At 70.9% G+C, this 24,068-nt stretch carries 14 protein-coding genes and 1 pseudogene; 6 read left to right on the forward strand and 9 right to left on the reverse strand.

Annotated elements, in window-relative coordinates; all coding sequences use genetic code 11:
• Positions 1-109 precede the first annotated feature (109 nt).
• From GF068_RS11190 to GF068_RS44210, 6 genes and pseudogenes are all read right to left on the reverse strand, one after another.
• Entirely contained in the window at positions 110-544 is a 435-nt protein-coding gene (locus GF068_RS11190; protein ID WP_338046325.1) for an MGMT family protein, read from the reverse strand.
• Complete coding sequence (locus tag GF068_RS11195; RefSeq protein ID WP_153819358.1) at positions 541-3,027, reverse strand: DUF3536 domain-containing protein; 2,487 nt, start codon at positions 3,025-3,027, stop codon at positions 541-543. The genes GF068_RS11190 and GF068_RS11195 overlap by 4 nt, the downstream gene beginning before the upstream one ends.
• On the reverse strand, positions 3,024-4,874 hold the full coding sequence (gene treZ / locus GF068_RS47345) for a malto-oligosyltrehalose trehalohydrolase (protein ID WP_420814118.1): 1,851 nt from the start codon (positions 4,872-4,874) through the stop codon (positions 3,024-3,026). Before treZ ends, GF068_RS11195 begins: the two co-directional genes overlap by 4 nt.
• Positions 4,866-6,779: pseudogene (glgB, locus tag GF068_RS47350) on the reverse strand (1,4-alpha-glucan branching protein GlgB); the annotation flags it as partial. The pseudogene glgB and the gene treZ, both read right to left, overlap by 9 nt.
• 196 nt (positions 6,780-6,975) lie before the next feature.
• Complete coding sequence (locus GF068_RS11205) at positions 6,976-7,704, reverse strand: hypothetical protein (protein ID WP_170319425.1); 729 nt, start codon at positions 7,702-7,704, stop codon at positions 6,976-6,978.
• A 347-nt stretch (positions 7,705-8,051) separates the two neighbouring features.
• Entirely contained in the window at positions 8,052-10,397 is a 2,346-nt protein-coding gene (locus GF068_RS44210; RefSeq protein WP_153819361.1) for a DUF4215 domain-containing protein, read from the reverse strand.
• 242 nt (positions 10,398-10,639) lie between these two features.
• Here GF068_RS44210 and GF068_RS11215 point away from each other — a divergent pair, with 242 nt between their 5' ends.
• Both GF068_RS11215 and GF068_RS11220 read left to right on the forward strand, forming a co-directional pair.
• A complete protein-coding gene (locus GF068_RS11215; protein WP_170319426.1) occupies positions 10,640-12,283 on the forward strand; it encodes a serine/threonine protein kinase in 1,644 nt (547 codons plus the stop codon).
• Between the two features lie 203 nt (positions 12,284-12,486).
• Positions 12,487-13,341 carry a heme NO-binding domain-containing protein gene (locus GF068_RS11220; RefSeq protein ID WP_153819363.1) on the forward strand — a complete coding sequence of 285 codons (855 nt, stop codon included), beginning with the start codon at positions 12,487-12,489 and terminating at the stop codon, positions 13,339-13,341.
• Here GF068_RS11220 and GF068_RS11225 read toward each other — a convergent pair whose 3' ends face one another.
• From GF068_RS11225 to GF068_RS11235, 3 genes are all read right to left on the reverse strand, one after another.
• Positions 13,342-18,897, reverse strand: a complete 5,556-nt coding sequence (locus GF068_RS11225) for a cellulose synthase (RefSeq protein ID WP_170319427.1) — start codon at positions 18,895-18,897, stop codon at positions 13,342-13,344. It abuts the gene before it with no gap.
• Positions 18,898-18,976: 79 nt separating this feature from the next.
• Positions 18,977-20,014 (reverse strand): hypothetical protein, encoded by a 1,038-nt coding sequence (locus tag GF068_RS11230; protein WP_153819364.1) that lies wholly within the window; start codon positions 20,012-20,014, stop codon positions 18,977-18,979.
• Positions 20,015-20,170: 156 nt separating this feature from the next.
• Positions 20,171-20,389, reverse strand: a complete 219-nt coding sequence (locus GF068_RS11235; RefSeq protein ID WP_153819365.1) for a hypothetical protein — start codon at positions 20,387-20,389, stop codon at positions 20,171-20,173.
• Between the two features lie 254 nt (positions 20,390-20,643).
• On the opposite strand from GF068_RS11235, the gene GF068_RS11240 reads away from it, so the two are divergent.
• From GF068_RS11240 to GF068_RS11255, 4 genes are all read left to right on the forward strand, one after another.
• Complete coding sequence (locus GF068_RS11240; protein WP_153819366.1) at positions 20,644-21,309, forward strand: RNA polymerase sigma factor; 666 nt, start codon at positions 20,644-20,646, stop codon at positions 21,307-21,309.
• On the forward strand, positions 21,306-22,601 hold the full coding sequence (locus GF068_RS11245; protein WP_153819367.1) for a FecR domain-containing protein: 1,296 nt from the start codon (positions 21,306-21,308) through the stop codon (positions 22,599-22,601). The genes GF068_RS11240 and GF068_RS11245 overlap by 4 nt, the downstream gene beginning before the upstream one ends.
• Complete coding sequence (locus GF068_RS11250; RefSeq protein ID WP_240806830.1) at positions 22,492-23,646, forward strand: hypothetical protein; 1,155 nt, start codon at positions 22,492-22,494, stop codon at positions 23,644-23,646. The genes GF068_RS11245 and GF068_RS11250 overlap by 110 nt, the downstream gene beginning before the upstream one ends.
• Positions 23,647-23,715: 69 nt before the next feature.
• The gene (locus GF068_RS11255; protein ID WP_153819368.1) at positions 23,716-23,991 is read left to right on the forward strand and encodes a hypothetical protein; all 276 of its coding nucleotides are present in this window, start codon (positions 23,716-23,718) and stop codon (positions 23,989-23,991) included.
• Positions 23,992-24,068: the final 77 nt, after the last annotated feature.

The following is a 24,068-nucleotide window of genomic DNA, read 5'->3' on the forward strand; positions in this document are numbered from 1 at the left end:
CCAGGTGCATGAAAGGTCGCGGCGCGCGCAATGGCCACGCCGGAGGGGAATGGATCCCCTGCATCCAGGCGGCGAGGGATCGCAAGAACCGGGCCGAAATGCGGGCGGCTCAGGGACGGGCGCGTTTGCGTGGCGCGGCGGGCTTCGTGGCCCCGGGGCCGGCCCAGCCGAAACGATCGAGCGAGACATTTCCGCGCGTATCGAAGGTGACGCCCTCGGTTTCGAGGAGCGCGCGCTGGAGGGCGCCGCCGACGGGATCCTTGATGGTGACGGCGGCGCGATTGCGCGGGCGGCTGCCGAGGACACGTTGCCAGGGGACGCTGCCGCGCTTCTTGGTCTCTTTCAGCGCAGCGAGGGCGAATCCGACGTGGCGCGCCGAGCGCGGGTGGCCGGCGAGGGCGGCGACCACACCATACGTCGTGACGCGGCCGCGGGGGATGCGGCGGACGACACGATAAAAATCTTCCCACCAGGAGATCGGCTCGACGGCTTCGACGGGCTCGGCGCGCGAGGTCCGGGCCCTCGGATTGCCGCGGGCGCTCACGGGATCTCCTCGATTTCCTCCCCGCGCAGGGAGCGGAGGCGCGGCAGGGCCGCCTCCGCGGGCAGCCGGACGCGCAGCCGCTCGGCGAGGCTCTGGAACGCGAGGCACATCGCGTAGGCCGCGGCGTCACCCTCGTCGGCGCGGGTGCGCATCTCGGGGTAGATGGTATGTGCGAGTCGGTAAAACACATTTTGTGTTTTCCAGAGGTCGACGGAGAAGCCGGCGCGGTGCGCGAACTCGACGGCCATGTCGAGATCCGCGAGGAGGTGCGGCTCGGTAGCTCTTTCTCGCAATCGCTCGACGAGCGCCGAGAGGCTCTGGCCGAGGGTGAAGGTCACGGCCGCCCGATCGACGTGGAGGTCTTGCTCCTTGGCCTGCGCGAGGAGGCGGCGCATGGAGAGGACGTCCGGCGGGACGCGCTCCGCGGCGCGCAAAAGGTCGGCGCCGAGGACGAGCTCACCCGCGACGAGCAAAGCGCGCGGCGTGGGGCTCCGCAAAGGCGCGAGGCGGCGGAGCAGGGGCGCATAACGCTCGAAGAGGGCGCGCTGGGCGGACTCGACCTCGGCGAGCGTGGGGGCGAGGAGGCGCTCGACGATGCGGCGCTGATCGTCGCGGAACACGGCGTCGAGCGAGTCGATCGTGCGGTCGCAGCGTCGATACAAGAGGCGCATCGCGCCTTCCATGTCGCCGGATTCGAAGGCGCGGACGATCTCGGCGCAGCGCGCCTCGTGCTCTTCGCCCTCGGCGTCCTGCAGGACCCCGCCGGCGACGCGGTGGTCGCCGAGGTGAAGGACGCTGAACGCGTGCCGCTCGGAGGCGAGCGTGAGGCGGCTCGTCACGCGCGTGCGACCGAGGAGGAGCTTGGCGCCGTCGCGCTCGTACGTCTCGAGGCTCTCGACGTGGACGTCGTAGCAATACGTGCTCGGGGGCCCGTCCTGCACGAGGCTCGTGGCGAAATGGGCGGTGACGGCCGGGAGATCGACGCGAGCCCGGGCCACGAAGCGATCCCAGACGCGGCGGCCGTCGCCCATCTCGGCGAGGTTGCTGCGGGCCTTTTCGAGTTTTTCCAGGAACGGCCCCTCGAGGCTCCTGCCAAAGAGCGCCTCGCCGAGCTCGACGACGCGGCCGGCGTACTGGAGGCATTGCACGGTCTCGATGCCCGAGAGGTCGTCGAAGAACCAGCCGCAGCTCGTGTACATGAGCATCGCGTTGCGCTGGAGCTCGAGGAGCGAGAGGGCCTCGCTCTGCTCCTCGGGCGAGAGGGCCCGCGCCGCGTGCGTCGTGAAAAACCGGACGAGGGCCTCGGGCGATCGATCGAGGACGACCTCGATGTAAGCGTCCCGCGCCGCCCAGGGGTCCAAAAAGAGGCGCTCGGCCGCGCGCTCGTAGGGGCCCGCGATCTCGTCGCGGAGGGTGTCGAGGGCGTGGCGGAGGGGCTTGCGCCAGGACTGGTCCCACCCGTGCGGCGAGCCTGCGCGGCAGCCACAATCGGCGCGCCAGCGCTCGACGCCGTGGGCGCAGCTCCAGGAGGTGCGCTCGAGGATCTCGGCCTCGTGCGTCGGGGGGTGCCGCTCGAGGAACTCGCCGTAATTGGTCAATTTGGCCAAACCATGGGCCTCGATGTGGCCGAGCGCCCAGGCGAGGGCCATCTCGCCATACCGGTGGTGGTGGCCGTAGGTCTCGCCGTCGGTGGCGATGTGGACCATCTGCGGGAACGCGCGCTTGCTGTCGAAGGCGGAGGCGAGCCGGCCGGCGAAATGCTCTCCGTTCGCGAGGAGGCGCTCGAAGGCGACGGCCTGGGAGACGGGGCCGTCATAAAAAAAGACGGCGATCGAGCGGCCGGAGGGGAGCAGAGCGCGATACGCCATCGACGGGTCGACGCGACCGCCGCGGACGTCGATCCACTCCTTGCCGCCGAGCTTGCGGACACGCGCGGCCTGGCGAGGGGCGAGGACGGTGAAGGAGACGCCCTCGGCCGCGAGGACCTCCAAGGTCTCGGTGTCGACGGCCGTCTCGGGCAGCCACATGCCCTCGGGTTTGCGGCGAAATCGATGGACGAAATCGGCGATGCCCCAGCGGACCTGCGTGATCTTGTCGCGCAGATTCGCGAGCGGCATGATGAGGTGGTTGTAGGCCTGGGCCATGGCCGAGCCATGCCCACCGAAGCGGCGCGCGCTCGCCTCGTCCGCCGCGAGGATCGCCCGGTAGGTCTCCCGCGCGTGGTGCTCCATCCACGCGAGGAGCGTGGGGCCGAAATTGAAGCTGATGCGGGAGTAGTTGTTGACGATCCGCGTGATGCGGTCCTCCCCGTCGAGGACACGCGCGGCGGCGTTTGGCGCGTAACACTCGGCCGTGATCCGCGCGTTCCAGTCGTGCCAGGGCGCGGCCGAGTCCTGCTGCTCGATGGCCTCGAGCCAGGGGTTCTCCCGGGGAGGCTGATAAAAATGGCCGTGGACGCAGACGTATCTCTCGGGAGCCTTCATCGAGCCCTCACGTAGAGCGCGGCCTCCCAGGGACCGAGCGAGACGCGGACGAGGCCGCTCGACGTGATCTCCTCGGGGGCGCGGAGATCACCTTTGCCTCCGAAGCGCTCCTCGAAGGAGGCGAGCGAGCGGCGGAAGGTGCCGCCCGGCACGGGCAAGGTGACGGTGACGGGGTGGTCGCCGAAATGGTAAATCACGAATACCTCGGAGTCACGGTTCCAGCGCCGCACGTAAAGGAGGCGCTCGTCCTCGAAGGCGACGGCCTGCCGTCCGCCCTCCGGGGCGAAGGCGGGAATGTCGCGCCGCGCCCGGAGGAGCTCCTTGTACCACGCGAAGAGCCGCGCGTGATCCCCCGTGGTGCGTAGCTCGAAATCGAGCCTGGCGCGGAGGAACGTGGCCTCGTCCTGGGGATCGAACGGCTCTTCCGGATATCCAAGTCGCGCCATTTCCTCCGTGCGGCCCTCCCTGACGTTCGCGATGAGCGTGGGGTCGCCATGGCTCGTGAAATACGGAAACGGCGCGGTTTCGCCATATTCCTCGCCCATGAAGAGCAGGGGCACGAAGGGCGAGAGCAGGACGACGGCGGCCGCGAGCTTCTGTTTGTCGAAGGAGACCCGCCGCGAGATACGCTCGCCGCGCGGGCGGTTGCCGACCTGGTCGTGATTCTGGACGAAGGTGACGAGGCAACGCGGATCGAGGCCGCCGGCCGGGCGGCCCCGGCGGCGCCGACGATATCTGGAATATTCGCCGGTGAAGGCGAAATTCTCGCGGAACGTCTTGGCGAGCTGCTCGACGAGGCCGAAGTCCTGGAGATACCCGACGCGCTCGCCCGAGAGCAGGGCGAGGAGCGCGTGATGGACGTCGTCGTTCCAGAGGCCGTCGAGCCCGTGGCCGCCCTGGGAGGAGGGCGTGACGAGGCGCGGGTCGTTGTCGTCGCTCTCGGCGATGAGGTGGACCAGGCGGCCGAGCTCGGAGGCGCGGCGATGCACGGCCTCGCTGAGCTCCTCGAAGAACGAGAGCGGGGAGTTGTCGACGATGGCGTTGACGGCGTCGAGGCGCAGGGCGTCGATACCCATCTGCGTGACGAGATGCAGGGCGCTCTCGATGAAGAATTTGCGGACCTCGTCCGAGTGCGGGCCGTCGAAATTGAGGGCGTCGCCCCAGCGCGTCCGGTAATACGAGGCGAAATAGGGGCCAAAATCGGCGAGGTAGGTGCCCTCGGGGCCGAGGTGGTTGTAGACGACGTCGAGGATGACGGCGATGCCCTCGGAATGGCAAGCGTCGACGAACCGCCGGAGGCCCTCGGGGCCGCCATAGGAGGCCTGGACGGAGAAGGGATATGCGCCGTCGTAGCCCCAGTTGCGCTCGCCGGGGAACGCGGCGACGGGCATGAGCTCGACGGCGGTGACGCCGAGCTCGCGGAGGTACGAGAGGCGCGAAATGGCGGCGTCGAAGGTGCCCTCGGGGGTGAAGGCGCCGACGTGGAGCTCGTAAATGACGTATTCGTCGAGCGGGCGGCCAGTCCAGCCCGGGGTATGGTCGGAGAAGCTCCGCACGACCTCGCTCGGGCCATGGACGCCCTCGGGCTGCAGGCGCGAGGCCGGGTCGGGGCGGAGCTCGCCGTCGAGGTCGAATCGATATCGCGCGCCGGGGAGGACGCCGTCGACGAGGGCGTGGTGATACCCGTTCGCCTCGGGCTCGAGCGGGACGCGGCGCTCGGTCTTTCCTTCGAGGAGGACGAGCTCGACCTTCGAGGCCTTCGGGGCCCAGACCCGGAAGCGCGCCTTGTCCTCGCCGAGGTGGACGGCGCCGAGCGGGCGCTCGGAGACGGCGAGGCCCTCGTGCACGAAGAAGACGGCGCCGAGGGGCGGGAGCGTGATCTCGACGGAGTTTTTCCGGCTATGCCATTCGATATTCTCCGCGACGACGTCGCCGCCGCCGCCCATGCCGCTGCCGCCGTACTCGAGGGCGTCGCTGGAGACGAGCTCCTTCCAGCGGCCGCCGCGGGGCAGGCCGACGCGATAACGCTGGCGCGGGAGGGGCGTGAAATTCAGGGCGACGAGGACGAGGGCGTCGGTGGAGCGGGCCCGGCGGTAGAAGACGACGACGCTGTGATCGGCGTCGTTGCAGTCGATCCACTGGAACCCCTCGGGGTGCGTGTCGAGCTCGTGCATGGCGGGGTATTCGCGGTAGAGGCGGTTCATCGCCTGGACGAACCGCTTCATGCCGGCGTGGTAAGGCCCCTCGTCGAGCAGGTGCCAGTCGAGGCTCGACTCGTGGTTCCACTCGCGCTTCTGGGCGATCTCGCCGCCCATGAAAAGCAACTTCTTCCCGGGCTGGGACCACATGTACGCGAAGAGCAGGCGCAGATTGGCGAATCTCTGCCATTCATCGCCCGGCATCTTGCCGAGGAGCGAGCCCTTGCCGTGGACGACCTCGTCGTGCGAGAGCGGCAGGACGAAGCTCTCGCTGAAGGCATACATCATGCGGAACGTGAGCTGGTTGTGGACGAACTTGCGGTAGACCGGGTCGCTCGACATGTACTTGAGCGTGTCGTTCATCCAGCCCATGTCCCATTTGTAGCCAAACCCGAGGCCGCCGACATAGGCCGGGCGCGAGACCATCGGCCAGGAGGTCGACTCCTCGGCGATGGTCTGGACCTCGGGGAAGGCGCGCGAGATCGACTCGTTGAGGCGCCGCAGGAAATCGATCGCCTCGAGGTTCTCGCGCCCGCCATAACGGTTCGGCTCCCACTCGCCCTGCTTGCGCGAGTAATCGAGGTAGAGCATGGAGGCGACGGCGTCGACGCGCAGGCCGTCGGCCCGGTATTTGTCGAGCCAGAAATGGGCGTTCGAGAGGAGGAAGCTCATCACCTCGTGGCGGCCATAATTGAAGATGAGGCTCTTCCAGTCGGGGTGATATCCTTTGCGCGGGTCGGCGTGCTCGTAGAGGTAGGTGCCGTCGAAATACCCGAGGCCATGCTCGTCCGAGGGGAAATGCGAGGGGACCCAGTCGAGGATGACGCCGAGGCCAGCCTCGTGGAGGGCGTCCACGAGGTGAAGGAAATCGTCCGGGCCGCCGAACCGCGAGGTGGGCGCATAATAACCGGTGACCTGATAGCCCCACGAGCCGCCGAACGGGTGCTCCATGACCGGGAGGAGCTCGACGTGGGTGAACCCCATGCGCGCGGCATACTCGGGCAGCTCCACGGCGAGCTCGCGGTAGGTGAGCGAGCGGTTCTCATCCTCGACGACGCGGCGGAAGGAGCCGAGGTGGACCTCGTAGATCGAAACCGGTTTGTCGTGGCTCGTTCGCTTCTGGCGGGGCGTCCTCGGCTCCTCGTCGAGCGCGGCGAGGTCCCAGACGACGGAGGCGGTCTTCGGCGGGGTCTCGTGCCGGAAGCCGAACGGATCGGCCTTCTCCACGAGGTAGCCGTGAAAGCGCGACGCGATGAAGTACTTGTACACGGCGCCATTCGCGACGCCCGGGACGAACCCCTCCCAGATGCCCGAGCTGCCGCGGCGCGCGAGGGAGTGGGCCTCGCGGTCCCAGCCATTGAAGTCGCCCACGACGGAGACGCGCTCGGCGTCCGGGGCCCAGACGCCGAAGCATGTGCCCGGGACGCCGTCCACGACCATCAGGTGAGCGCCGAGCTTCTCGTAGAGGCGCGTGTGCGTGCCCTCGGCGAAGAGGTAATAGTCCTCCTCCGTGAGGCGCGTTACGTCGTGACGAACCGCGGTCCCGAGCTCCATGAAAGGTCGATTAGTCGAAATCGCGGGAGGTGGGAAGGGGGGAAGAGCCTTATTCTGAGAGGGACGCCTCGCGCAGCCGTAGGACCCTTCTGCGACACCGAGAGTGGGCCAGCTAACCACATCTGGGGCTCGCGGAATCGTTTGTCCGCGGCGTTTGTCTTGAAGATACGAGTTGACGACGCTCCGCGGGGTCGGCTCAGTCATCCACGTAGATGTCGCGATTGGGTGCGCGCCCCGCGAGCCGTAGTCGATGGACGGGCTGGTCTCCGTCGACGAGCCCACGTGCCCTTTCGACGTCCACATAATAACGAGCTTTCTTGGAGGACCGCCATCCATCTGGAGTGCCAGCCCGAGCGCGCGGACTACGCTGGAGAAACAGGGCGTGATCGAACCTGGCCTGGGCATGCACCTGCCCGTCATGAACGTGCACGGTGGGAAAAAAGACCGATCCGGCCGCAGCACGCGGAAACGTGAAGGCCATCGGGTGGATGCGCTTTTCGCCCTTCATGAGCTTGAAGACGGCGAAGCCGAACCGATCATGGCCAGGCAGCCTGGACCAGACTTCGGCGGGCAGACGGAATCGGGGATCGAGACGGGTGAAGTCGTCGATCGTTGGCACGAAAGACGCCTCGAAGCTGCCGACCTCCACGACCGCGAGGGGCGCGCGGGCCTGCGGCGCCGGCGCAGAACGCGGCGCGTTGGCAGGCATCGGCTCCGGGAAGGCTTTGGCGAGGTCGCGGAAGAACTCTGCGTAACCCGATAGGTCAATGAACGTGACGGCGTCGTCCCGTGTGCCTTGTGGTACCGGCAATGGCAGGATCATCGCCAGGTCTTCGCTCGCAGAGAGTGTCATGCTGTACGCCAGGTACTGACGTCCCTCGGGAGCCTCGCGAGCGAAGATATTGGTCGCGGACACGGATCGCACGGGCTTCGAGAAGCAGCACATATACTTCCTCCTACCGTCGGGGTTCAGCGCAGCGGCGACCTTGCGAATGAAGCAACCGGCGGCGGAACGCCGCAGTCAGGCTCGCCGAGGCATCTATGCCGTGGATCACGAACCCTTCGTCGTTCAGCGTCGTCGAGATCGGCACCCCGGATCCACAACCGAGGTCGAGAATCACACCGCCTCGCGGGAGCAGTCGAGACCACATTCGCACGGTTGCGATGCCGATGCTCGACTGCTCCCGCCGCCGAATGAATTCGGGGGCGACTGCCTCGTAGCCGTTGGATCGGTCGCCGACAGTCGCGCCGTTCATTGCGGGCAGGAACGCTCTATTTCGCGATCACGCGGCCGGTGGCGAACTTGTAGAACGACGAGTACGCCGCGGCGTTGAGGCAGGTCTGCAGGTCGACGGTCGCCCCGTTCTTGTCCCTGCACGTGCTCACGACCTTCGTCTGGGCATTGACCTGGAGATCGTAGGGGTGGCCCGCGCCGGCGACCGGCGCGCCCGGATCCGACAGGTCGGGGTCGCTGGCATTGATGGCCGCGATGTTGAAGAACGTGACGTTGCAGCCATTGACGATGACGTCGAGCAGGGAGTTCGAGGCCGTGTATCCCTGGTTGCACGCGAGGGCGCCGCCCGCGACGAGATCGTCGGGGACCGCGACCTTGGCGAGCGAGGCCGCGCTGACGTTGCCGCAGAGCTTGCCCGCGCCATTGTCGTTCTTTTGCCCGTTGCTCGCGAAGGTCTGGAGCGCCGGGTCGAGGTTCTCCGAGGCGAGGTGGCCCGGGGGGCCGCCCGCCGAGGTGAGCGGCGTGCTCACGGCGCCGACGGACGCGGTGATCCGGGTGCTCGTCATGTCGAGCAGGGCCGGAACGCCGGAGAAGTTGACGGAGATCGATATCTTGCCCGGCCCGGCCGTGAGCACCTTCGCGTTGATCGCGCCCGTGAGCTTGTCGAGCGGATTGCGGTTCGCGTCGATCGAATTCGGGTCGATCGTGTACCACCAATCGAGATCGGCCGTGCCGTCGTACGTCGCGCCCATGGGGATCTGCGGCGAGCCGCGGAGGACGCCGAGCTGGATCATCGGATCGGTCGTGCCCGTGAGGTCGTCGAGGCCGAGGGCCGCGAACATGATGTTGATCGAGCCGTCGAGGACGCCGCCGTCGAGCGAGGTCTGGAGCTGGCTCTGCGCGACGCTGGCAATGGCGCCGCCGAGGCGATTCGCCATGCAGAACGCGTCCGTGGCGTACTGCATCTTGAGCCACTGCGCGCGCTGGATCTGCTCGAACTTGCACGCGGAGTCGCAGCCGTCGAGGTTCGTCGTATTGCCGTCGTCGCATTGCTCGGCGCCCTCGCGGACGCCGTCGCCGCAGACCGCGGGCAGCTTGCACGCGGCGCTGCAGCTCGCGCCCGGGGGATCACACTCCTCGCCCGCGCTCGCGTCGACGCAGCCGTCGCCGCAGCTCGAGGGCTTGCAAGCGCCGCCCGAGCAGACGCCGCCGGCGCAGGTGGAGCAATTCGCCTGCGGCATACCCGCCGAGCAAGCCTTGCCCGCATTACCGCCCACCGTCACGGCGACGCAGGTCTCGCTGCCGTTGCAGGTCTCGGCGTCGACACAATCGGCGTCCATGTCGCAGGAGAACTGGCAGGTCGTCTCGCAACCGGTGCCGGGGCCGTTCTGCGCGCCGAAATCACACTCCTCGCCGCCCTCGACCGTACCATTGCCGCAGACCGCGGTGGGCGGCAGGCAGGCGCCGTTCTGGCACACGAGGTCCGGCGCGCCGCACATCTGGCCATTCTGCGCAGCGTCGGGGGCATTCGCGCAGACGTTGTTCGCGTTGCACGTGGCGACCTGGCAAGCCGGCGCCGCAGGGCAATCGGTGGCGGGATCCTCGCAGGAGAGGGTGCAATCGGCGTCGCAGCCGTCGCCGTTCGCGAGGTTGCCGTCGTCGCAGTTCTCGCCGGGGTCGACGACGCCGTCGCCGCACACGGTCGGGGTGCAGGCGCCATTGACGCAGACGGCGCCCGCCGCGCAGACCTCGCCGCTGCTGAGGGGCTTGCCGCAGGTGTGCGTGGCGTCGTCGCAGGTCGTGCCGACGCACTGGTCGATGTTCGAGCAGTCGCGCGTCGGGTCGCTCGAGACGCAGCTCCACTTGCAGCTATCGCAGCCGTCGCCGCTCTCGAGGTTGCCGTCGTCGCACTCCTCGCTCCCGCTGACGAAGCCGTCGCCGCAGGTGTCGTCGACGCAGACGCCCGCATTGCAGATCTTGCCCGCGCCGCAGTCCTTGCCGTCGGCCGCAGGCGTGCCGGGCGCGCAGGTGTGGTCGTCCTGGCAGGTCTCGTCGCCGTTGCAGGGGTCGCCGTCGTCGCATTTCACGTCGCCGGTGGCGGGGCTCGCGCTGTTGCAGGTGAACGAGCAGTCATTTTCGCAGCCGTCGCCGACGACGATATTGCCATCGTCACACGCCTCGCTGCCCTCGACCCTGGCGTTGCCGCATACGGCTTCGCCCTCACCTCCAGCGCCGCCCATGCCCCCGTCGCCACCGGCGCCTCCCGTGCCCCCCGTGCCGGGCGGCTTGCTCGGGTCGTCCCCACTACACCCGGCAAAAGGCGCCATCAAGGTGAGCCCCACGATCGCCATCATGGCCGCAAGCCCACGCGAATTCGATTGCATCCGCACGTCACACCTCCAGAACGTCGCGGCCCGCGCCAAGCGAAGCCTGCTTCGGGCATCCTAACCGGTTCCGTCCACGAATGGTTGGATTCCTGCAGGCGCCCGACGTACGCTTCGAGTTTTTCGGTTGCGACTGGAGCTTTGCGGCGCTCCGGCCCACAGCAGGCGGGCAGCGCGGATACCACCCCCGCGCGCGCCGCTTGACCGGGCCGCCCGAAAACGGTCATATCGGAGGCGCTGGCATGGAGGACCAAGAGCTCTGGGAGCGACGAATCGGAACGACGCTCCACAACACGTGGCGCCTCGAGAGCCTGATCGGCGTCGGGGGGATGGCCGCCGTGTACGTCGGCGTGCAGGCGATCGGCCGGCGCGACGCCGTCAAGGTCCTCCACCCGGAGGTGGCGCGGCAGAAGGATCTCCGCGCGCGCTTCGAGCAGGAGGCGCGTGTCCTGTCGAGCTTCCGCCACCCGGGCGCGGTCGAGGTCCTGTTCATGGGCACGACCAACGACGGGCTGCCCTTCCTCGTGATGGAGCTGCTCGAAGGCGAGTCGCTCGCCGCGCGCGTGAAGCGGCTCGGCGCGATCCCGCCCGACGAGATGCTGCGGTACGTCGACGAGGTGCTCTCGGTGCTCGGCGCGGCGCACGCGCAGAACATCGTCCACCGCGACATCAAGCTCGACAACGTCTTCATCCAGAGCGACGGGCGCGTGAAGGTGCTCGACTTCGGCATCGCGCGGCTCCGGAACGCGTCCCACGCGGTGCAGACGAAGATCGGCTCGATGCTCGGGACCTTGCCGTACATGCCGCCGGAGCAGATCCGCGGCGTCGAGATCGACGGGCGCGCGGACATCTTCGCGCTCGGCGCGACGATGTTCCGCATGCTCGCGAAGCGTCGTATCCACGAGGGGAACACGGAGGCCGAGATCCTCGTGAGGATGTCGACGGAGCCGGCGCCGCCGCTCGCGACGCTGGTCAAGGACGTGTCGCCGTCGATCTGCATGGTCGTCGATCGCGCCCTCGCGTTCCGGACCGAGCGCAGGTACCCCGACGCGGCGACGATGCAACGCGACGTGCGCGCGCTCCTGCAAGGAGAGCCTCCGCCGTACGCGATGGAGAAGCTCGCGGCCGGAGACCTGCCGAACGCGCTCGTCGCGCCCGCTGCCGCGCCGATGAACGTCGACCTCGCCGAAGCGCCGACGGTGCCGCCGCCCGCGATGCCCGCAGGCGAGTCGTTCCGGGACGCGGCGACGGCCGCAGGGATCGGCGCGCCGGCCCCGATGATGCCCGTGACCGCCGTGACGAGCGCAGGGCCTCCGAGCAGCCCGACGGGCGCGGGCCCGCGATCGACGACGGCGGCGCAGGCGAACGCGTCGATCCTGTACGGGCCGACGGTGATGGCGAGCGTGGCGAGCCTGGGTTTGTCCGAGCCGACGGGCGCGCCCACCGCGCCGAGCCCGGTCGCGGCGGCGCCCTACGCGCCGGCGGGCCCGACGGCGCCGCCGTCGACGCAGCCGTCCCGCGCGTCGCTCCCCTCGGCGCCGACGCCGGCGCTCGCCGCGGCGCACACGCCGGAGCCCACGCCCGCGCCCGCGTCGAGCGCGCACACGCCGCCGCCGATGGCGAAGAGCCTGATCGGGACGACCGCCGCCTCGCCCCCAGGGCCCCGGCAAATCCCGCTCATCCCGGCGATCATCGGGGCGCTCGTGCTCCTGGTGTTGCTCCTCGTGGGCGTCGCGGTGTTCCGCGGGCACGACGAGACGGCCTCCGAGCCCGGTTCGAATACGACCAAGGCGAACGCCGGTTCGGGCGCGCCGACGACGAGCAAGGAGTCGTCGAAAAAGCCCAAAGGCAAGCGAAACTGGGACAAAGTCAATTGGGACAAGTAGCTCGCGCGCATTGCAAAGACGCAATCCATCGCTTGCAAAAATGCGCAGGCGAACGTGAGCCTTCGTCCCGCGGGCCAGAGGCCGAGCGGAAAAGCTCCCGCAGGACGCGAAACAGCGCATCCGAGCCGGTTTCGGCGCTAATCTTGCATGACTCGATCCGTTTACGCCTCGCGCGATCATAAAGCGTGAGGCAGGGGGCCGTGGTGCTGGGCGTCATACTCCTCGGGTTCCAAAACTACGTACGCGACCGGCTCGGCGAGGAGCTCTGGCGCACGGTGCAAACCGAAGCCGGCGTCGCCGGGCGCGTGTACCTGCCCTCGCAGAGTTACCCGGGCGAGGAGCTGCAAGCGCTCGTGTCGAGCCTGTCGCGGCTGACGGGCATGACGATGCCGCTCGTGCTCGAGAGCTTCGGCGACAAACTCGCCGCCGAGCTCCTGCGGGTCTACGGCGGGCTGCTCGATCCACGATGGAGAGTGCTCGACGTGCTCATCCACAGCGAGGAGCTCGTCGAGCGCATGGCGCAACGCAACGGGGACATCACGCCGCAATCGCCGCTGACCGGCCGCTGGGGCAAGGACGGCGAGGTGATCCTGTCCTACCAGTCGCACCTGAAGCACTGCGCGCTGATCAAGGGCATCGTGCGGGGCATGGGGGCAAACCTGGAGCAGCCAGTGTTGATCGAAGAGATCCGCTGCATGCTCACGGGCGCGACGGCCTGCGAGCTCGCCGTGCGCCTCGAACGAACCCAGCAAGCACAAGGGAACGCGCGGAGGCTCACGCCGCCGGCGATGAGCTACTCGGCGGTGAAAGCCGCGCTGTTCACGGATCGGTCGGACAGGTCGTCGGTGCTGCCAGGGCCGCCCTCGTCGAAGCAAGAAGCGTCGTCGTCGTGGCGGACGAACCTGACGACGATCCCGCCCCCGAGCGGCGTGGTGCCCGCGCGGAGCTCATCGCCAAGCTCGGCGCCGAGCCCCGCGCCGAGCACGTCCCCGAGCACGTCCCCGAGCACGCCGCCGAGCGCCGAAGGCGAACCTTCGGAGCTCGGCCGGCGTCGTTGATCAAGCGCTGGTCCAGACGGTGCCCGCGCGACGCCGCTCGGCATACGAGGGCGAGCCGAGCGCATACCGGAGCAGATCGCCGGTGACGGGATGCAGCACGACGAGGCGCGGATCTTCGGCCGCGCGCGCGACGTCCCGATCGATGCGGCAGAGGTGATCGACCGCCGCGACGAGGTCGCCGGAGAGCAAATACCCGAGCCGGTTCTCGCTGCGACGAACCCCCGCGGCGAGGAGGCGGATGTCGTAACCAGGCGCGGCCGAGGGCAGGATCTCCTCGAGGAGCTTGCGTTGCCTGCGGCCGATGGCGCGCTGCACGTGGACGCTGAAGGCCTGGACGGCCTGCTCGCGCACGGGGCCGATCTCACGCGCGCCGAAGGAGGGATCCACCGTGCGCATGGCCGCGACGAGCAGGGCGTCACAAGACTCGAGCGCGAGCTCGTCGAGCCAGGTGGGGCCAAGCGCGATACGCACGAAGAGGCGGCCGAGGGCGAAGGCTTGCTCGGGCTCGGGCAGCTCGATGAAGGAGACAGGGCCGACGATCGCCGGCGGATCACCCGGATAGACGCGCGGCATGCCCTGCCAGGTCGGCGAGAGGTAGAGCTCGAAGCCCTCGACGCCGAGGCTCTTGGCGATACGATCGGCGATGCGGTAGGTGCCGCTGTTGTCACGCGAGCCGATGCGGTCGCGTGAAGAAACGCCGAGGCTATTGAGCTCGAACCGCAAGGCCTTGTGCGCGATGGGCGCGATGGCCGCAGCCGCGAGGAGCATGGGGCTCTGCGCCTCGGGGACGAGGAGGCGGTGGAGCTCCGGTCCAGCGAAGACGCCCGGAGGCAACGCGTCGGGAGGCATGCGCCGCGCGCGGAGGCGGGTGATACGCTCGGGCTTGACGTCGCCGAGGCAAGCGCGCGCCTCCTCGACGGTGAGGCGCTCCTCGGCGCGGCCATCCTTGGCGAGCGCCGACTCGAGCCCAGCGAGGGCCGACGAGAGCTCGCCGCTCTTGGCGAGCGTCTCCATGTCGGTCGCGAGGACGTCACGCAGGACCTGGACGGCCTCGGCGTTGCGGTTGGCCGCGTCGAGGCCGCGGCCGAGCGCAGCACGAGCGTCGGGCCCAGCGGTCGGGAGCGCGACGGCCTGCTGGAGGTGCGCGACGCCGTCGCGCGGGCGCACGAGGACGGTGACCTCGAGCAGGCCGATCGTGGTGAGCCAGCGAGGATCGATGGGCAGGCGGCGCGCCTGGGCGATCTCGAGGACCTGGCCGATCGCCGCGACGTACTGGGCCGCGCCGTCGGGGGTCTCGACGCGGTAGAGGCGCGCGAGGCCGCCCCACGGGCGCATGTCGGTGGGGCCGTGGGCGATGGCGTCGCAGAGCGCGCGCACGATGCCCGCACGATCCCCAGCCTGCGCTTGCGCCTCGGCGAGCCGAAGGCAAACGTCGACGCGGGCGCGCGCGTCGGGGGAGGCATCGGCGAGGCGCGTGAGCGCATGCACGGCGAGCGCGTGATCACCGCGCTTGGCGGCGACGTGGTAGAGGCGGTCGAGGGCGCGGTGGTTCGACGGCTCGGAGGAGAGCACGGCCTGGATGCACTGCTCGGCGCGGGGGAGATCGGCGAGCGGCCCTTCGTAGAGGGTCGCGAGCTCGAAGTACGCGGCCGTGCGCGCCTCGGGGACGGCGCCGATCGTGACGATCCGTTGCCAGGCGTCGCGGGCCTCGGCAGGGAGGCGTTGCGCCGTGTAGAGGCGCGCCGTGAGCATGAGCGCGGGGACGTCGTCGGGCGTCTCGTGCAAGACGCGGCGCATGGCCGCGACGCCGATGCTCGGATCGGGCGAGGTGCCGCCCGCCTCGTGGTGGCGAAGGACCGCGCGGCCGATCTCGGTGCCGAGCAGGACGATCTGCGCCGCGGAGGTGGCGCGCTCGAGCGCCGCGCCGAGGCGATCGGCGAGGCGCGCAGGATCGAGGGCGAGGCCCCGCGCGAGGGCACGCGCGGCGGCCTCGCAGTCGGGGTCCTCGCGGAGGGCGTGCTCGTAGAGCTCGAGCGCCTCGCCCATGAGGCCGGGCTCCTCGGCGGTGAGCTGCGCGGCGCGGACGAGGTGCGCGGCGCGGCGAGAGGCGCCCTCGACGATGCGGGCGAGCGCGCGGTTCGCCGTGATGAGCGCCGAGCGATCGCCGAGCTCGCCGGCGAGGCGATCGAGGCCACGCGCCGCGAGCAAGCTGTCGGGGAAGAGCACGAGGGTCTCGCGGTAGCCGGCGAGCGAGGCGCGGGCGAGCGAGGCGTCACCCGCGGCCTTGGCCTCGATGAGGAGCGCCTCTTCGAGCTGGAAGAAGCCGCGGGCGAAGGGCTCGCGGGCGAGGGACTTGCGCGCGGTGATCGACGCGAGGAGGAGCGCGCCTGCCGGGCCGGTCGCTGCAGGCGAGACGGCGCCCTCGACGAGGCGACCGGCGATGCGGATGATCGCGTCGTGCACGCTGCTGTCGGCGGGCCGCTCGGCGACCACGCGGCCGAGCGCGTCGAGGAGCGCGTCGCTCGGGATGCGCTCCTCCAGCGTGACGAGGTGCGCGAGCGCGCCCGTGCGCGCGACGGCCGACCTCGTGGCCGCGGCCTGCCCGCGGAGGACGTCGGCGAGCGCGACGGCCTGCGCGCTCCTGTGCAGGTGCTCGAGCATGCGCAGCGCGGGGACGTGATCGGGCACGACGGCGATGAGCCCTTCGAGCAGCGCCACGGCCTCGCGCCGATCCTTGCGGCAGAGCACGTCGGCGAACGCGACGCGGATGGCGTGATCGACCGAGGCCGGCGGGTGGCGCGCGAGCCAGCCCGCGTAGAGCGCGGCGAGCTCGTCGGTCGCGCGGCGCCGCACGAGGATGCGCTCCATGGCCTCGACGACGGCCGGATCGAACGCGCCTTCGGCGGCCGTGGAGAGCGCGTCGGCGGCCGCGAGGGTGGCGAGCGCGGCTTGATCGTCGCCGAGCAGGAGCTCCTCGACCTCGGCGGCCTGGAACAGGAAGCTCGCGCGCGTGATGGGCCCGGTGGCGCCCTCGGCGAGCTTCTTCAGCGACGCGACGAGGCGGCGATGATCCCCGGTGGCGCGGAGCAAGCGCATGATCTCGAGCGCGGGCATCGGGTGATCCGGGCGCAGGCGCGCGGCCTCTTCGTAGGCCTTCACCGCGTCCTGCGGGCGCTTGAGGCGCAACTCGTCGAACCGCGCCACCTCGATCCAGAGGCCAAACGACCCCGCGGGATCGCAGCGGATGAGCCCGAGGAGCGCTTGTTTTGCCTCCTCGTTCCGGCCCGCGCGGCTGAGCAAGCGGAAGCGCGCGCGCAGCGCGTCCGGATCGGTGGCCTTGACGGCGAGGGCACGATCCACGAGCTCGACGGCGCGATCCCGATCCCCCACGCGCTCGCCGACCACATCCGCGGCGCGGAGCAAGAGCCTGCGCTTCAGGGCCGGATCCTCCGTCAGCTCGGACTCCGCCACGAGCGCCTGCGCGAGCCTTCGATGATCCCCGGCGCGCTGCGCGTTCCGCTGCATCGCGAGGACCGCCGTGCGCCGCACGGGGTCGAGCGCGAGGATCTGCTCGAGCACCTCCAGCGCGCGCTCCGGCTGCCCGAGCTCGTCCTCCCAGATGCTCACGAGCTTCTCGAGCAGCGCGATCTTGCGCGGCGCCTCGGCCTGGGCCTGCGCGGCCTGCGTGTAGAGATCGATCCGCGCGCGCACGCCCGCGTCGGCCTCGCGCGCGGGCTTCTCGAGCAGCGCGGTGAGGGTGTCGAAGACCGAGGCGTCGCCGGGGTTCACGGTCCACGCGGCCTTCAGGTAGGTGATCGCCTCGTCGCGCTTGCGCAGGTGCCGCTCGCAGATGTCGGCGGCGCGCATGAGCGAGGCGACGCGCTGGTGCGCGGGGCGCTCGGCGTTGCCCTCAGCAGCCCAGACCTCGACGCGGCGCTCGTGCCGGCCGAGGCGCTGCAGCGCGCGGTCGAGCCGCTCCCGCGTCGACTCGTCCACCGGATCGTGCCGGAGCGCCTGCTCGGCGTGCGCGGCCGCGTTCTCCGCTTGCCCGAGCGCGTCGTAGATCTCCGAGAGCCGGACGTGCGCGTGCGCGATCGCCTCCTGCCCCGTCAACGTGGCGAGCTCGCGCTTGCGCGTGATCGACGCCTGCTCGAGCGCGCCTTCTTGCTCCTGCAGCCGGCTCAGCTCGGAGAGGATCCGGCGCGAGGTCGGCGTCCCCGAGGGCGCGCGCGCGGTGGCGCGGCCGAGCAGCGCGATCGCCTCGTGCGGATCCCGCAGCCGCTCGGCCTGGATCCGCGCCGCGGCGTAGAGCAGCCGCGAGGCGCGATCGTCGTCGAGCTCGTGCTCGGCCTCGGCGGAGAGCGCGTCGCAGAACGCGCGCGGATCGTCGTGGCGGACGTGGTGCCGTGCGAGCGCGGCGCGCACGGGCCCCGGCGCGGGTTCGAAGCCGACGGCTCGTTCGAGGGCCGTGGCGGCGAGCGCCGGCTGCTGGAGCATGTCGTCGAGCACCGCCGCGCGCTCGACGTGGAGCCACGCGGCGAGCCGCGTGTCCCCGTCGGTCTTTCCCGCCTCGGGGGCGTACGCGTCGGCCATGCGCTCGAGGTGCTTGGCGAGCGACTCGGCGAGATCACGCGCCTTGCCGCGCTCGAGCTCGCGACGGAGGACCGCCTCGAGCCCGCGCAGCGCGTGCGGATGCGAGGGCACGAGGTCGAGGGCCTTTCCGTAGGCCGCGCGTGCCTCGGGCCAGCGCCCGAGATCGGCCGAGGCCCGCGCGCGCTCGACGAGCAGATCCGCGCGCTCGCCGTCGCTCTCGGCGACCACGAGCTCGTCGTCGACGACCGAGATCCGCTCCAGCCGATCCTCGGGCTCGAACAGGTGCCGGAGCCGCGTGAGCGCCGGGCCGAGCGAGCGCGTGATCGAGCGCGCCGCCGCGAACGAGCGGCGCGCGGCGATCCGATCGTGCTCGACGCGCTCCTCGACCATGCCCCGCTCGACGAGTGCGCGCGCCGCGGCCACGGGATCGGCGCTCGTGAGGCGCTCGGCGCGCCGCGTGAGCTCGACGCCCACGGTGAGCGGCTCGACGGGAGCGGCCTCGGCGGGCGTGGCGGGCGCGGCGGCGGCAGGCGCGGCGGGCGCCGCGGCGGCTTGCGCGGGCGCGGCAGGCGCAGGGGCGACGCCCGTCGGGAGGGTGGTCGCGCGACGCGGCGGAGAAGCGGGACGCGCGGGCAGCGGCGGTGGCGACATCGGCGGCAGCGGCGGCGGCGACATCACCGGCAGCGGCGCGGGCGCGGCGGCGGCCGCCTCGGGCGCGGCGCGCACCTGCGTCGTCGCGGGCTTCGGCAGCAGCGGCCCGACCGCGGGGACGACCTTGCCCGGCGGCGCGGGCTTCGGCCCTGCCGCTTGCGTGGGCGACGCGGTCTTCGTGGGCAACGGAGGGGGCTTGCCCTTGTCTGCCTCGTCCCACCCCGCGTCCACGGACATCATGGCGGGCCGCGCCTGCGGGGCGGGTTTGTCCTCGGCATTCGTCTCGTCGGGTCGCTCGTCGTTCTCGGCCACGCCTCGATGCTACACGGCTTGCCCGCGGATCGAGCAAGCCCCGGGCAGCGGGCGCCCGTTCGCCCGTGGGGGCGGCGCGTCAATCACACGTCGCGCCGATACATGCCGCGAACTCCTCGCCACATTCGCTCTGGATGCAGGCGAAGTCACCGCCGCAGATGGGCAACACGTCGACGGCGCAGGTGAGCACCTGATCCACGAAGAACTGCACGTCGGCGCAGCCTTGGGCGACGCAGTTCGCCACACAGGTCACGCTGAATTTCGGGGGTTCTGCGCCGAGATCGATGCACCCGAGGGCGCACGTGACCACCTCGAGGCAACCTTTCGCCTCGCACGTCCCGCAGTCCTGGGGACAGATCGAGCACGTCTCGAACGGCTCGCACTTGCCGTTCGGGCACACCGCGCAGACGCCGCAGTCCGCCTGGCACGAGGCGCACGTCTCGGTGCCGGTGCAGAACCCGTCGCCGCAGCCCGGGCATTTCCCGCAGTCCCCGGGGCATGTGAAGCAGTTCTCGGTGGCCGCCGTGCACGCGCCGTCGCCGCAGCTCGGGCACGCGTCGCAGTCCGGCGCGCAGGACAGGCAATCCTCCGACGCCGTGCAGAACCCGTCGCCGCAGCTCGCGCACGCGCCGCAGTCCGTCGGGCACGACGCGCACGTCTCGCTCGCGTCGCAGGCGCCGTTGCCGCACGTCTGGCAGAGCCCACAATCGACGGGGCAGGTCGCGCAGCTCTCGCTCGCGCCGCAGGCGCCGTCGCCGCAGCTCTGGCAGTTGCCGCAGTCGAGCACGCAGGTCGCGCAGCTCTCGCCCTCGCCGCACGCCCCGTCGCCGCAGCTCGCGCACACGCCGCAGTCCACGGGGCAGTTCTCGCAGGCCTCGATCCCGGCGCACGCGCCGTCGCCGCATCCCGCGCAGAAGCCGCAGTCCTCTGCGCAGCTCGCGCACGTCTCGTCGGAGTCACACGCGCCGTCGCCGCACGCGCCGTCGCCCGCGAACGCCCCCTCCGAGGGCGTGATGCCCGTGCGGCCGCATCCGGCGAAGGGAAACAACGCGCCGAGCGCGCCGAGCAACACCACCCCGACGAACGACCTCTGCAAGAAGCGCCGCGAGCTCTGCATGGGATCCACCTGCCGGAACGAAGGAAACGAAGCGAGCGAGCTTCGATCCTACCCGAGCCGGTCTCCCCGCGCTGCGCCCACGCGGCCTTCGTGCAGGCGCACAAAAAAGGACACCCCGGCGACCCGCAAAAACGGATCGCCGGGGTGTAAGTCGCTTCACTTCGGGGCGTCGGCCGGAGCGGCCTGGTCGCCCGCCGGGGCGGCCTCGCCACCAGCCGGCGGCGCAGCCTGGTCCGCCGGAGCGGCCTCGCCACCGGCCGGGGGCGCAGCCTGGTCCGCCGGCGCGCCCTCGGCCGCCGCCGGCTCCGGCGTGCCGCCGCCGCAAGCGACCGCGAGGAGGGAGACCGAAAGGGCGAGGATGATGTGCTTGATCATGATGTGATCCTCCGTACTGTCTGAAGAAGCTCCCGCAGACGTCCGACCTGCGGCACTCCCCTGGACGCCTGAGGTCCTGGGAACGGCTCACGCGAGCTCCAAAAAAATCTTTGTGGCTGCCGTGAGCCACCTGCCACACCCTGAGCGTCCTTAGAGCTGCAGGATTATCGAAAATGGCGCCCAGACTTCAGCGCGGTCGCTTACGGCTCGTCGAGCCAGCCTCCCGCCCCGCCGAGGGTGAGGAGGTGGCCGCGATGCCGATCCACGACGATCGCGCCGAAGCCCGAACGCCGCCCGAGACCAGGCGAGGCCCCAAAGGCAGCCGCTCGGCGCTCGCGAACCTGCCGGACGCGCAGCTCGTCGGCCTCGGCGCGGAGGGCGACGTGCAGGCCCTCGAGATCCTCTACCGGCGCCACGCGGCCTTCGCGATCAACCTCGCCACGCGGATCGAGGGCTCGCCGCGCGACGTGGAGGACATCGTCCATGACGCGTTCCTCCGCGCCTTCGAGCGCCTGCGTGATCTCACCGATCGCGCCGCCTTCAAGGGCTGGCTCGGCTCCATCGTGGTGCACGCGGTGCGCTCGCGCATGCGCCGCGGCAAGCTCCTGAACCTCCTCGGCCTCGGACGCGCGAGCGAGCCCGTCGACCTCGACGCGATCGCCAGCCCCGAGGCCTCGCCGCACGTGCGCGCGCAGCTCGCCCAGATCTACGCGCTGCTGCGCACGCTCCCCACGGACGAGCGCATCGCCTGGACGCTCCGCTGCATCGAAGGGCACGAGCTCGAGGCCGTCGCGAACCTCACGAGCTGCTCGCTCGCCACCGTGAAACGTCGTATCACGCGCGCGCAGCGTTTCCTCGACGAACACTTCGTCGACCCGACCGGCAAGGATGAACCGGTGAGCAAAGAGGTGGACCAATGACCCGCCGCGTGGTGCCTCCCCTGCGCCCGCAAGACCTGCGGGACCACGCGGTTCCGGCCCGGATCGATCGCGTCTGGGAGCGGCTCGAGCACGAGCTGCCCGGCCGTGAGCCCGAGCGGTCGCGATGGACCGGCACGCTGATCGCGGTCGCCGCCGCGACGATCGGCGCCTTCTGCGCAGGCCTCTACGTGGGGACGAGCAAGAGCTCGAGCGGCGTCCCGACCGAGGTCCACGCGATCGCCACCGAGAACGACGCCACGCCGAGCGTGCTCGCGGCAGGCAGCCGGCAGGCGAGTTATCCGCTGCCCGGCGGCGGCACGTTGACCCTCTCGCCAGGCACCACCGTGGAGGTCGAGCGCGGCGAGGGTGAGTCGCTCACGTTGCGCCTCCTGCGCGGCGAGGCCTCGGTCGACACGGACTCCGCGCCCAGGGCCGCGGATCTCGCGGTCGTCGCCGAGGGCGCGAGCCTCCATCCGCGCACGGGGAGCGTGGTGTTCGTCCGGCGAAACGAGGCGGACATCGACGTGCGCGTCGCCAGCGGCTCGGCGCGCGTCTCCTGGCCCGCAGGCTCGCGCGAGCTCGCGGGCGGCGACGGGCTCGAGGCCGTCCCGATGATCACGATCGCCGAGGTCGCGCACGATCCACAGAACCACGATCCGCGTCGCGCGCCTCGCGCGATCGCGCCCATGCCGCGCGAGATCTCCGCGCGTCCGCTCACCTTGCCGCTCCGGCCCGAGGCCGAGGCCGTGGCGATCGCGGCGCCCGACTGGCGCGCCAAGTACAACGCCGGCGAGCTCGCCCAGGCCCTCGAGCTCTTGCGCCAGCAGCCCGGTGGGATCGAAGGCGCCATCGCGGCCGCGCGCAGCGCCGGCGAGCTCGTCGTGATCGGCGACATCGCTCGCGCCAAGGGCGGAGATCCCTCCGCCGCGTTGCTCGCGCTCACCCGCGTCGTCGAGAACTTCCCGAGTGATCCCTACGCGGAGATCGCGGCCTACACGCTCGGCGGCATGTACGAGAAGATGGGGCAAGCCGATCAAGCGCAAAAGTACTTCGAGCGCGCCCGGAGCCTCAAAGGTGTCCTCGCCGAGGACGCCGCCTGCAAGCAGATCCGCGCCGAGCACCGCGCCGGTCGGAAGGATGAGACGGCGCGGATGGGCACGGAGTATTTGAGCAAGTACCCCGATGGCCGGTGCAAGGAAGACGTGGAGCGTATTCTCTCGGGCGAGGAGCCCGCGCAAGAGGAGCCCCAAGCTTCACCGGACGCGGGAGCAGGCGACGCAAGCGCTCCCTGAGACGCGATCGGCGTGGCGCTCGAGCGCCGCGGGCGCAGCGCTCGCCGTCCTCGCGACGCTCGCCCCGAGCGAGGTCCGCGCCGAGGGCCCCGCGCCCGCGCCGACCACGCCCGCGCCGGCCTCCACGGCCCCGCGCCGCGTCGAGGTGCGCCTGTCGCTCTCGCGCGCCGCCGCCGAGATCCTCGCCGAGCCACGCGTGCGTCGCTTGCTCGAGATCGAGCTCGACGACAAAGGCTCGCTCGCGCCGAGCGCAGGCGGACCACTCGGCGACCACGTGGCGCACGTCTGGATCGACCTGCCGAGCCCCTCGGAGGTCCTCATCGAAGCGAGGCTCGCCGAGCGCCCCATCACGCGCCGCTACCTCCTGATCCGCGGCCTCAACCCCGACGTCGCCGCGCGCCTCGTGGCCATCGCCGCGAACGAGCTCGTCCGCGCGCAGGCGCGCCCCCTCAGGCCTCGCAGGCCCCCGGCCCCGCGATCGCCTTCGCCCGAGGAGCTCGAGCTCGTGGCCCGGCGCGCGCCTGCGATCGTCTGGTCGGCCGCGCCGAGCTTCGCCTTGTTGCCCGGTTCGTCCGGCGCCTTGTGGGGCGCGGGCGCCTCGCTCGGCTTCCGCGGCGCCGGCGTGAGCGAACGCGCCACGGCCCGCTGGCTCACGGGCCCCACGAGCGCCGGCGCGACGCGGTGGTTCGAGGTCGGGCTCGCGGTCGACTACCGCCTCTGGCTCGACCCGTCGGTGCGCCTCGCGCTCGGCGCCGACGCGGCGCTCGCCTTCTTGCACCTCGGCGACGTGCGCGCGACGGACGGCGTCCTCGGCGCGCGTGACGTGATGTCTGGCCGCGCGGGCGGCCTCCTCGGCGTCGACGTGCGCGCGTTCGGCCCTGCGTGGCTCGGCCTGCACCTGAGCCCGGGCGCCCTCCTCCGACCCGCGCGCTTCGAGACGACGGGCGGGCTCGGCGGCGCCGTCGAGGGGCTCTGGCTCGGCCTGGATCTCTCGTTGCAGATCGAGCACCCGCTCGGCAGGTCCGTCCCGACGAACCCTCGTTGATCACGCACGAGGTGGGGGCCTTGTGCCTCGTGTGTCCGTCTCCATGATCCTCGGGGGGGGAGCCTTTCGATGCAACACCTCGGAGAGCCCGCGGAACCCTTCGTCATCGGGCCCGCGAGCGCGGGGCGCGCGCTACGCGACCGGTTCGGCACGTTCGTCGGCGCCGACTACGTTCCTGGCAAGACGGCGATGCGTGACGCGCTCGTCGAACGATTCGGCATCTCGCAGCTCGACGCGGAGGAGCTCTGCGACGCGCTCGAGGCCTCGGGCGCGCTGCGCTTCATCAGCACGCCCGACGGCGAAGGGTTTCACATCGACAGCGACGTGGTGGACGAGGCTGCGTAACCGAAGGCGCGTCGAGCGACCTCGGGGCACGCGTGTTGCCCTGTCCGCTCACGCAGCTCGGCCCCGGCGCGCGCGCT

It is taken from the genome of Polyangium spumosum (assembly GCF_009649845.1).
GTDB lineage: Bacteria > Myxococcota_A > Polyangia > Polyangiales > Polyangiaceae > Polyangium > Polyangium spumosum.